The 10795-nt window shown below is 43.6% G+C and carries 9 protein-coding genes and 1 riboswitch; of the genes, 7 read left to right on the top strand and 2 right to left on the bottom strand.

What is annotated here, in order from left to right:
* Positions 1 to 297: 297 nt before the first annotated feature.
* Positions 298 to 1086: a DeoR/GlpR family DNA-binding transcription regulator gene (locus BM003_RS12810; RefSeq protein ID WP_245734269.1), complete on the bottom strand. Its 789-nt coding sequence runs from the start codon at positions 1084 to 1086 to the stop codon at positions 298 to 300.
* A 181-nt stretch (positions 1087 to 1267) separates the two neighbouring features.
* Positions 1268 to 1381, top strand: a riboswitch (adenosylcobalamin (AdoCbl) riboswitch).
* A gap of 13 nt (positions 1382 to 1394) precedes the next feature.
* On the opposite strand from BM003_RS12810, the gene BM003_RS12805 reads away from it, so the two are divergent.
* From BM003_RS12805 to BM003_RS12795, 3 genes are read left to right on the top strand one after another with little or no spacing between them, the layout of a single operon-like run.
* A complete protein-coding gene (locus BM003_RS12805) occupies positions 1395 to 2864 on the top strand; it encodes a prenyltransferase/squalene oxidase repeat-containing protein (protein WP_093673701.1) in 1470 nt (489 codons plus the stop codon).
* On the top strand, positions 2854 to 3606 hold the full coding sequence (locus tag BM003_RS12800; protein ID WP_093673699.1) for a DUF4430 domain-containing protein: 753 nt from the start codon (positions 2854 to 2856) through the stop codon (positions 3604 to 3606). Before BM003_RS12805 ends, BM003_RS12800 begins: the two co-directional genes overlap by 11 nt.
* A 7-nt stretch (positions 3607 to 3613) precedes the next feature.
* A complete protein-coding gene (locus BM003_RS12795; RefSeq protein ID WP_093673697.1) occupies positions 3614 to 4120 on the top strand; it encodes an ECF transporter S component in 507 nt (168 codons plus the stop codon).
* A gap of 85 nt (positions 4121 to 4205) precedes the next feature.
* On the opposite strand, the gene BM003_RS12790 is transcribed toward BM003_RS12795, so the two are convergent.
* Positions 4206 to 5822 carry an amino acid permease gene (locus tag BM003_RS12790; RefSeq protein WP_093673695.1) on the bottom strand — a complete coding sequence of 539 codons (1617 nt, stop codon included), beginning with the start codon at positions 5820 to 5822 and terminating at the stop codon, positions 4206 to 4208.
* Between the two features lie 343 nt (positions 5823 to 6165).
* Here BM003_RS12790 and BM003_RS12785 point away from each other — a divergent pair, with 343 nt between their 5' ends.
* Genes BM003_RS12785 through BM003_RS12770 form a run of 4 tightly spaced genes read left to right on the top strand, consistent with a single transcriptional unit; the run spans position 6166 to position 10447 of the window.
* Entirely contained in the window at positions 6166 to 7605 is a 1440-nt protein-coding gene (locus tag BM003_RS12785) for an ethanolamine ammonia-lyase reactivating factor EutA (RefSeq protein ID WP_093673693.1), read from the top strand.
* A gap of 17 nt (positions 7606 to 7622) precedes the next feature.
* The gene (locus BM003_RS12780; RefSeq protein WP_093673691.1) at positions 7623 to 8987 is read left to right on the top strand and encodes an ethanolamine ammonia-lyase subunit EutB; all 1365 of its coding nucleotides are present in this window, start codon (positions 7623 to 7625) and stop codon (positions 8985 to 8987) included.
* Positions 8988 to 9028: 41 nt separating this feature from the next.
* Positions 9029 to 9832 (top strand): ethanolamine ammonia-lyase subunit EutC, encoded by an 804-nt coding sequence (gene eutC / locus BM003_RS12775; protein ID WP_093673689.1) that lies wholly within the window; start codon positions 9029 to 9031, stop codon positions 9830 to 9832.
* 27 nt (positions 9833 to 9859) lie between these two features.
* A complete protein-coding gene (locus BM003_RS12770; RefSeq protein ID WP_093673687.1) occupies positions 9860 to 10447 on the top strand; it encodes a cob(I)yrinic acid a,c-diamide adenosyltransferase in 588 nt (195 codons plus the stop codon).
* Positions 10448 to 10795 lie beyond the last annotated feature (348 nt).

The raw sequence follows: 10795 nt of genomic DNA, 5'->3' as shown, positions 1-10795 counted from the left end.
GCATTGTAAAGCTAATGTGGTTGTTTTGTGTTATTTTGATTAATTATGAATTATGTTGTGTTTTCTTAATGTTATTACTAGATTATTACCGTTTCTTCTAATAGTCAATAAATGTTGTTAAATAACCTTACATTGAAATTAATAATTTAGAGGGAAATTGAATTGGAATTAGAAAAAATATTTATTTTTTTGTAAGATACAGTTTTAAAATTGAATTTATATGATTTGTTTGTGAATTTTTGTATCATCAAATTGATTTTTGGAAAAAACAAAAACCAGAAGTCCATTCTGGTTTTTTTATTCCGTATGCTTTGGATAAAGTAATTGTACGTTATTTTCTTTAAGCGCTTGTTGCATCCCGGTGGGACATGCGGCATTAGTTACAAGTGTCGAAATATGTTTCAAATCACTAATATGTGCAAAGGTTGTGGTTCCAACTTTACTATGGTCTGCTAAAACGATTGATTTCTCTGATCGCTGCATGAGCAGGCGGGACATACTTGCCTCATTTAAATCGTAGTCGGTAATCCCATCTGTTGCTGAAATCCCGCCGACAGAAATAAAGGCTTTATTTGCCTTCAATTGAAGCAGTTCAACTTCAGCAAGCGGTCCATGTGTGGATTGTTGCCTTACATCTACTTTTCCCCCAATAAAGATTAACTCACCGTTAAATTGTTTCATCGCTTTCAACATCACTGGTGTTGAATGAGTAATTAGGGTTATATTTTTCTTATTACCAATGTGGTCGAGAATGTTCAATGCGGTGGTTCCATTCCCAATCATAATGACGTCACCATCCGAAATAAGCGAAGCCGCAAGCTTCCCAATAGCCTCTTTTGCCTTTGTATTCATGGATATCTTCTGTTCAAAGGCAGGTTCTACTGATAACGGGCGATTCAATATGGCGCCGCCATACACTTTTTTTAATTGACCTTCCTGCTCGAGCTTGTCGAGATCGCGCCGTATCGTTTCAGATGAGACATTCAATAACTTTGCAATGTTCGGAACATAAATCTTTCCATCTTTTTCAAGGTACTTCAAAATACTTTTTTTTCGGGCCTCGTATGCGAGTGATATAATGATCACTTCCTTACCTTGATTTTTAAATAACCTGTGCTATATTCAATCTATAATGTTGATTGTTGTGCTTTCTAGTGTATTTCAAATGAATTTTAATGTTAATAATTATAAGTTGTCAATTGATATTACAAATATCAAAGATAATAGTTACAAATTTAGATCAAAAAGATAGTTAATTAGTTATTACAAATTTGAATACGTCCAATGAGATGGAAACAGGTGAGAATCCTGTGCGGTCCCGCCACTGTAATGGAGAAGTCCTAAGCCAGGTCTTTCTGATTGGATAACACTCACGCGGATGGGGAGGACGGAATATGCGAAGATACGTTGCACTTTTATTATTTTGTATGGTTTTTTTACTTTTTCCGATGCAGTCCTTTGCATCAATGGACGTCAACAGTGATCTGGACAATTTGGCAAAGCATATCCAGGATTCTGAACTGAACTCAGACTGGGATGTTATTGCATTAGCGAAGATTGGTAAATTGACGGACAGCGAACGTTCTGCCTACTTAGAAAGTGTGAAGGATCGAGTAAGTGCTAAAGCGCTGTCGGGAACGGATCTGGATAAAACCGCGATGGTGGTTCAAGCCCTTGGCGAAGATCCGACGAACTTTCAAAATCATGATCTAATCCAATCAATTTATACTGATTCCTCCATTAAATCGCTGATGGATTTTACCTATGCGCTGATGGTGCTAGGTAGCGATGACTATACCATTCCTAGCGACGCGCTATGGACTCCTGATCAATTCATTGATAAACTCCTCCCGCTTCAAACGATTTCCGGAGGCTGGGGCTGGGCAGGGGATCCTAATGGCGACCCCGATGTGGACACCACTTGCATGGTTTTAACAGCCTTATCCCGTTACCCGGATCAAGCTAAGCCTTCTATTGACAAAGCGATTAACTATTTGAGAAGCGCTGAGCAGGCGGACGGTGGATTTATCAACTATTCTCCGAATTCAAACTCTGCTGCACAAGTGATTATTGCCCTTTCTTCATTGGGGATTGATCCGACATCAGGTGATTTTGATAAAAATGGGCATAATCCCGTCAATAGTTTGGATCAATATAAGTCAAACGGCGGATACAAATGGGCGGCGTTCAGCGAGAGTGACGACCCATTCTCTAATGAACAAGTGCTTCAAGCGCTTGCCGCATATTCTTTATTTGCTAACGGAGATCAGCTCTTTAATTTTAGAGAAGCAACCATGATCCCGAGTAGCGATACTTCTGCAGGCGAATTGAATCTGGATGCAGAAAAAATTCCAGCGAAAGAAAACACATCAAGCCAGGAGTCACAAAAAAGCGATGCTGTTGTTCAAGACTCTTCGACGAGTACGAAGTCCGTAACTGCTCAAACTGAATCACCAACTGAGCCGATATCATCAGCACGGCCTTCCGTGGATAAAAAGGAAACGGTCCAGCCGGCAAGCGACCAATTAAAAGGGGGAAGCACAGCTAAGGAAAAGGCAAACTTGGTGTCTCAATTGACTGCGAAGAATGAATCGAAGGCCGACGCTGAACGCTCAAAAGCGAATGCTCCTAATCGAGTCTCACAAAGTAAATCGAAGACCGATACTGAAAAATTAGAAACGAATCAACCCAAACAGCATCAAACAAAAACAGAGCCAAAAAAATCACTAGAGCAGGTCACAACAACCAAGCAAACGCATGAGTTGAACCCTTTTCATCTCTATTTTGGCTCAGGTTTCATTTTGCTGGGTATGATCGGTCTCTACGTCTATTATCGATTAGGCGGTGTTCGTCGTGAAATTTAATAAAATCATCGTACTGATCGTCTCGATTGGTTTGATCATATTTGGCACTGCATTCATTGCTGGTGGTTTTCAAACCCAAACCGTAACGGTTACTCATGTAAAAAAAGCTGATGGCGCGGCGCAAGCAGATCAAACTGCACAGAAGCCAGCTCAACCTACGAACGATACGAAACATAAGAATTCGAGAGAAAAGAATTCCAAAAGCGGTACAGACAGCACTTCATCAGTGAATGCTGCAATCGATTCAATTAACGCCGCGCAGTCTGTTTCCAAAGATGGATCTGATCTTGAAGGTGATTCAAATGCTGGATCGGAGTCAAAAGCAGCGATAGCGGCAACAGAGTCTACCGCGGGATCTGAGCAGAAAAATACTAACGCTTCTGATTCGCGTTCCCTTGATGCATCGAGTACGCCGAGTCATTCGGAAAACGACCAGCAGAAAATGGTCACGGTAGCAGTCAATGGCTATGATCACCGTAGTCATTCCGGTCAAGTTGTTTTTAAAGATGGGATGACGGCATTTGATGCCTTAAAGCAGCTGATGGACGATAACCATATCGAACTCGATTATTCAGGCTTTGGTCCCACTGCGTATGTTAAGAGTATCGATGGTCAACGTGCCGGTGATCAATCGGCTCAGAGTGGATGGACTTATGAGGTGAATGGCAAAGAACCGAATGTGTCGGCAGGTATTTTTAAACTGCATGCCGGTGATCTTGTGAAATGGATTTACAGGGAGTGAAGAGATCATGTTGTTAACAAGAAAAATCGCATTGATTTCTCTGCTCGCTGCCCTAAGTATTGTCGGCAGAATTTATATGACGGCCATTCCCAATGTACAACCGTCAACAGTCATTATTATTATTACCGGCCTAGTTTTTGGCGCTCGCTTTGGTCTTACTTTAGCTCTTCTTACGGCAATTGGCTCTGATTTGGTCTTGGGCATTGGTTTCTTCACGGTTATGCAGATTCTTGCCTGGGGTGTGATTGGTTTAGCATCAGGGTTTTTATCCCACGTCCACAAAAAAGTTCCGATGCTGATCATGGCTGTGTATGCCGGATTTTGCGGCTATTTATTTGGCTTTTTGGTCTCACTGAACGTCTTAATCGGCGGCGTGCCTAGTTTCATTGCCTATTGGCTGATGGGGCTGCCTTTTGATACGTATCATGCAGTCGGCAACTTTTTGTTCTATCTGGTTTTGTCCCCGGTCTTAATTCGACTGCTGGAAGCGGAAAAGAAAAAATTGAAGATCTAATCTAGATTTTCAACAAAAAAGTCATTCTGGTGAACGATGTTCACGCAGAATGACTTTTTATTTGTTCGTTCACGTTACGTGAACTTTAATGTTGTACCGTATCTCTAGAGAAAACAGCAGGGTTTTCTTTTTTTCGGAGCCGCTCGCTGATTTCCGCATAGGAACCGAGATGGGGTCCTTCAAAATGATTTTTTGCATAGGCGAAAAAGTAAATGGTCAGAAGGATAAGCACGGAAATAAAGATTTTTCCTGTTGCATAGTGCAGTGTGTAGGTGTTTGTGATGGCCACATCACTTGGGGATATGGTCATTAAGACGATGAGAAAAACAATCCAGATACAGGCAATCACGCTCACTGGGTTGCTCCAACTTTTTAGGTTCCACGGTCCGTCGTCTTTCGTGGTCCAAGCGCCTTTGATTTTTGCCCGGAGTTTAAGAAAGATGGGAATAAAATAGGAACCGTAGAGACCAATTACACTTAATGAAGTAATTACAGCGTAAACATTATTGAAGATTGCAGAGATGAAAGCGATGCAGGCAACGAGCCAGATTGCATTGTTCGGTGTATAGAACTTTTTAGAAACATGAGCCCAGATGTGAGAAAACGGCAATCCTTTATCACGGCTGAATGCAAAAATCATACGTGACGAGGAAGTGATTGAGGAAAGACCGCAGAACCACATTGCAATCGTGATCATCCAAAGCATCGCTTGACCGAACCAACCGCCGACAGCTTGCTGAATCGCGACGATAAACGCATTATTGCCGGCCTGAGCAACAGCAGACGGGTCTTTAATGGACATCGTAACAATGGCAAGGAGAATAAAGCCAAAAATTCCAGAAATGGCTACGGAGAGATAAACGCCCCAGGGTGCTCTGACTTTCGGATCAATCGTTTCCTCACTGGTATGGGCCGATGCATCGTAGCCGGTGAGCGTCCATTGTGCTTGCAGAAGTCCAACGAGGAATGCAAACCAATAAGGGGTGCTTCCGCTAGTTACCGTTGAAAAACCAGCATTGAACAGATAGCCGACATTGTGGTGCGGACCAAATGCGGTGAGTACACCAATGATGATAAACACGCCGATAATATGATAAATGGCTGAAAATGAATTTAATTTGGAAACAACGTTGATCCCGATGTGGTTAAACGTTGCATGCATCGCTAAGATTACAGCATAAGTGATCAGCGTCTGAACATGGGTCGGATTACCGAAAAGCAGCGCTGAAGCAAAACCTGCACAGCCGAAATCAATGCCTGCGACAATCGTTACCTGACCAATAATGTTCAGCCATCCGGTGAACCAGCCCCATCTCGGGCCACCAAGGATGGAAGCCCAATGATAAATCGCTCCTGAAGTTGGAATGGATGAGGTCAGTTCCGCCATCGCTGCAGCAATGAACAGAACGAAAAGGGTGACCAGCGGCCAACCGACACCCATGATCGCGGGTCCGCCTTGATTGAATCCATAGCCATATAGTGTGACCGCACCGGTTAGAATAGAAATGATCGAAAAGGAGACGGCGAAGTTTGAAAAACCGCCCATATCACGCAATAATTCTTGTTTATAGCCGAATGATTTCAGGTCTTCTGATGGAGCGTTCTTTGATCGAGCGCTGACGATGGATCGGTTCGCTTTAAGTATAATGGCGAACATGACAATGAGCAGGAGTAGGTTAACCACAATTCCAAGTAACAACATAAAAATGATCTCCTTTATTATGAAATGAATCATGACACTGCAGTACAAAGAAACACCGAAAAAATACGAAAAATTCCGAATTTTAAATGTGGAATTATTTCTTAGATGAAATCCTTCACTGATTAAGTCGGAGAAGAAAAGCTGAGATGAGCATCGATAGTCGTTTTCTTGTCGCATCACCTTACATTGATTTCAAAAAAATCATTAATATTTGTTCCAATAGCAGATAAAAGAGTTAAAATGAACATTAAAAGTGAGAAATCCTAACATGTATTAAATCATAGCACATCTTAATCTTTCTGCAACCTATTTATTCAGAAACCGGGAGAAGGATGATCAAGCATTGGAACGAGCTGTTTTGAGTGTTGGTATCGATATTGGGACATCCACGACACAATTAATTATTTCTAGATTAACCATCCAAAATAAAGCATCTCTCTTTTCGGTACCCGATATCGTCATCTCGAAGAAAGAGATTATTTATCAAAGTGACATCATCTTTACTCCGCTTTTGCGCGGTTACCAAATTGATTACAACGGCATTGCACAATTTGTCCGCAAACAGTATATGAAGGCGGGGATCAGTAAGCAATCCATTGGAGTAGGCGCGGTCATTATCACGGGTGAGACTGCCAGAAAAGAAAATGCGGATCGCGTGATAGAGACGCTCAGTCAAGACGCCGGCGATTTTGTGGTGGCGACCGCCGGACCGGACTTGGAAGGGATTCTAGCGGCTAAAGGATCAGGAGCGGGAAACTATTCATTTGATCGAAAAGTCCCGATCATCAACTTGGATATTGGCGGCGGAACCACCAATCTTGCTGCTCTGGACGGTGATCAGGTTCTTGACACCGCCTGCTTTGATATTGGCGGACGATTAATTAAAGTTGATCCCGAGACACTGCAAATCAGCTATCTTGCACCGAAAATTCAGCAGCTTGTTCATCAATTAAATCTCGATCTTAGTGAAGGGACTGTTCTGAAATCAGCAGAAGGGCTCAATCCAATTATTGATGTCCTTGTCCAAGTATTGGAAAACAGTATAGGGATAGGTGAGAAAAGCGACTTTTTCGATCTATTCATTACAAACCATCATTTCACTCAACTTGATGCCGGTCAGATTCGATCTGTTTCATTCTCTGGCGGTGTGGCGGAGTGTATGCGACACGCTGATGACGCGCAGCCATTTGCGTATGGAGATATCGGTTTACTGCTGGGATCTCGGTTGCGCCATTCAAAAATAGAACAATACAAAGATGTGCTACCTGCGCAGGAAACGATTCGAGCGACTGTAATCGGAGCAGGTGCCTATTCAATCACGGTTAGCGGAAGTACGATTTCCTACACAAAAGATGCGCTTCCCGTTCGAAATTTGCCGATTATAAAATTAACGATCGAGAAGCAGGATCCCAACGCTCCTGAGTTTACTGATCAATTAAAAAATCGGATGGATATCTTTCATACCGATGGAGAACGCTCGAATGTTGCCATTTATATCACTGGATTAAAAAGTCCGACCTTCCATCAGCTGCAGCACTGTGCGAGACAAATTGTATCCGGTGCTCATGAATTACTCGCGCATCATCTGCCATTGATTGTCATTACGGAAGATGATATTGCCAAGGCGTTGGGGCATCAATTAGCCCACGATCTGCCGCCAGGGTATCCATATATTTGTATTGATAAAATCAAGGCTAACCATGGCGACTATGTGGATATTGGTGCACCGGTTCCCGGTACGACCGTTTTGCCAGTCAGTGTCAAAACGCTTTTATTCAATTAACTAGGAGGGACCGTTTCATGAGTTTGAAGACAATGTTGGCGGGGCAGCTGTATACGTTCGATTCGATTAAAGAGGTTTTAGCAAAAGCAAATGAAGTTAAATCCGGTGATCAGCTGGCCGGTGTCGCTGCTCAGAGCGCACAAGAACGTGTTGCAGCGAAAATCGTTCTTGCCCAGCTCACACTCAATGATCTATATAATAACCCAGTTGTCCCCTATGATGAAGACGAAGTTACACGGACAATTATTGATGGTGTGAATACGCGAATCTTTCAATCAATTAAGAATTGGACGGTTGAAGAGCTGCGCGAGTGGCTGCTCTCTTACGCCGCAACGGATATCAAAATCAAACGTCTGTCAAGAGGGTTGACTGCTGAGATGGTTGCAGCTGTCTGTAAGCTGATGACGAATATGGATTTAATTTATGCTGCGAAAAAGATAGATATTGAAAAAACTGCAAATACAACGATCGGTCGCGCCGGAACTTTTTCTTCACGGCTCCAACCCAACCATCCGACTGACGACATCAATGGAATTATGGCTTCGGTGATGGAGGGACTGAGTATGGGATCCGGCGACGCAGTGATCGGTCTTAATCCCGTCAATGACTCGGTAGAAAGTGTACGGAACATTTTAAATAAATTTGAAGAATTTCGAAGCAAATGGGAGATTCCGACGCAGACCTCTGTGCTCGCCCATATTACCACGCAAATGGAAGCGGTCAGACAAGGAGCTCCAGCCGGTTTGATCTTTCAATCAATCGCAGGGTCTGAAAAAGCCAATACTGCATTCGGTATTAATCATAGCCTGATCGCAGAGGCGAGACAGCTCGCAAACGAACAGGGACAAGCATGGGGACCGAATGTCATGTATTTTGAAACCGGTCAAGGCTCCGAATTGTCTTCTGAAGCAAATTTTGGAGCCGATCAAGTGACGATGGAGGCCAGATGTTACGGATTTGCCCGGGAATTTGATCCTTTTCTTGTCAATACGGTTGTGGGCTTTATTGGTCCGGAGTACTTGTATGACGCAAAACAAGTCATTCGTGCCGGTCTGGAGGATCATTTTATGGGTAAGCTGACAGGTCTTTCCATGGGTTGCGATGTTTGCTACACGAACCATATGAAAGCGGATCAAAACGATGCCGAAAATCTTACCGTTCTCCTTGCTTCGGCCGGATGCAATTATATCATGGGGGTCCCGCATGCCGATGATGTGATGCTGAATTATCAATCAACAGGATTCCAGGAGACGGCAACGATTCGTGAATTATTCAATCTGCATCCGATTCGAGAATTTGAAACATGGATGGAAAAAATCGGCATTTTAGAAAACGGACAATTAACAGATCGCGCCGGCGATGCGTCTATTTTTCTTGAATGACTCTAAGTGATGACTTTGAATGAATGTGAGGAGATGAGCTTATGGAAAAGGATAGTAATCAGTCGAGGGGGATATTCAGCGATATCTCAGAAATCAATTTGCGAGAACAGCTTTTAGTACCGGATCCGCATTATTTGGAGGGGTACATGAAAATGAAGGCATTCACGCCGGCAAGACTTGGTCTCTGGCGCTGTGGTCCCAGATATAAAACGCAATCGATCTTAAGATTCAGAGCAGATCATGCGGCCGCCCAAGATTCTGTTTTTTCCTATGTGAGTCCTGATTTAATAAAAGAAATGCGTTTTATTGCCATCCAAACCAAATGCTGTTCGAAGGATGAATATCTGACACGCCCGGATTTGGGACGTCGATTTTCAAAGGAATATGAAGAAAAAATTAAGCGGCATATTACCAATCGTCCTAAAATTCAGCTGGTCATTGGTGATGGGCTCAGCTCCGCCGCAATTGAGGCAAATATTAAGGAAATCATTCCGTCGATCAAACAAGGTTTGAATTATTACGGCTTGGACTGTGCACAGCACATCTTTGTGAAATACTGCCGGGTCGGCGTGATGGATCAGGTTGGCGAACTCACCAATGCGGATGTCGTATGTATGCTGATTGGCGAACGACCTGGCTTGGCCACTGCGCAGTCCATGAGTGCGTATATTGCTTACAAGCCGACCATGGGGATGCCGGAGATGAGACGTACGGTGGTTTCAAACATCCATGCTCAAGGCATTCCCCCCGTCGAGGCCGGCGCATACATTAGTGAGCTCCTCTACAAAATGTTGAACTATAAAAAATCCGGTCTCGATTTAAAAGCAGCAGAAAATCGCAATTGAAACGAGATTGAGAAAGGATGGGCCGAGATCAAACTCTACACGAATACCGGCGATAAAGGGATGACGCAATTGGTTGGCGGCAGCAGGGGTTCAAAAGCTGACCGGCAAGTGGATGCCTATGGGACGATGGATGAACTGAATGCGTGGCTCGGCTATTCAATCACTTGCTGCAATGATCTTGATTCATTTTTTGTTCCTGAGCTGCAAGAAATTCAGCAATGTCTCTTTGATGCCGGTCATGATCTGTCCACTGCTCTAAATCATCCTGATTATATTTTTACTGAGGAACATGTGCAGTTGCTGGAGCGGAAAATTGATTTATACAGTGCCCGTTCGCCGGAAATCAGGCAATTTATTCTTCCTGGCGGCAGTAAAATGGCTGCTGTTTTGCATCTTGCACGAACGGTTACCCGCCGGCTGGAACGGCAGATTGTTGCCTTGCAAAAAGAATCGTCAATCAATCCTGCTGTGCTCATTTATGTCAATCGACTATCCGACTATCTTTTTGCAGCTGCCAGGTATGCTAATGTGATTAATAAAGTTGAAGATATAAAAAAGGACGATAAGGAGGCTGTGAATTGGAAACTAAGCTTTGAATTCCGGACTGGAGTTTAAAGCTTTTTTTATGTGCGCCCGGCATGGACGACAGCTAGGCGGTGAAAGTCCGCTACAGGCTTGGCAGTAGGAACTGTTAGCCAAAGGCAAGGGTGTCCATCGTGAGGTGGAATCTGAAGGAAGCCGGAGGCAAACTTCTGGGCTGATGAACAAGAACTGCATACTAAGGCTGAATAGAGACGGATAAGCCTGCGTAACAAGGTGAAGTCCAATACTGCCCGAATCTCAAACAGTATATGCAGCAGCCACATGGAAGGAAAGCGGTCGTTCTTACCCGGGGAGGTCTTACAAGGGTTCCCGACAAGAGGGAAGGCATTTCCCACAGGAACAATCATGCCAGTGATGGTG

Source organism: Sporolactobacillus nakayamae, assembly GCF_900113325.1.
GTDB classification, from domain to species: Bacteria; Bacillota; Bacilli; order Bacillales; family Sporolactobacillaceae; genus Sporolactobacillus; species Sporolactobacillus nakayamae.
This window is presented reverse-complemented; position numbering and strand designations above follow the sequence as displayed.

What these genes read in the sequence shown, in the direction of transcription:
- BM003_RS12805 (WP_093673701.1), top strand. Translation starts at nt 1,395, where the DNA reads ATGCGAAGATACGTTGCACTTTTATTATTTTGTATGGTTTTTTTACTT.
- BM003_RS12795 (WP_093673697.1), top strand. Translation starts at nt 3,614, where the DNA reads ATGTTGTTAACAAGAAAAATCGCATTGATTTCTCTGCTCGCTGCCCTA.
- BM003_RS12790 (WP_093673695.1), bottom strand. Translation starts at nt 5,822, where the DNA reads ATGTTGTTACTTGGAATTGTGGTTAACCTACTCCTGCTCATTGTCATG.
- BM003_RS12780 (WP_093673691.1), top strand. Translation starts at nt 7,623, where the DNA reads ATGAGTTTGAAGACAATGTTGGCGGGGCAGCTGTATACGTTCGATTCG.
- eutC (WP_093673689.1), top strand. Translation starts at nt 9,029, where the DNA reads ATGGAAAAGGATAGTAATCAGTCGAGGGGGATATTCAGCGATATCTCA.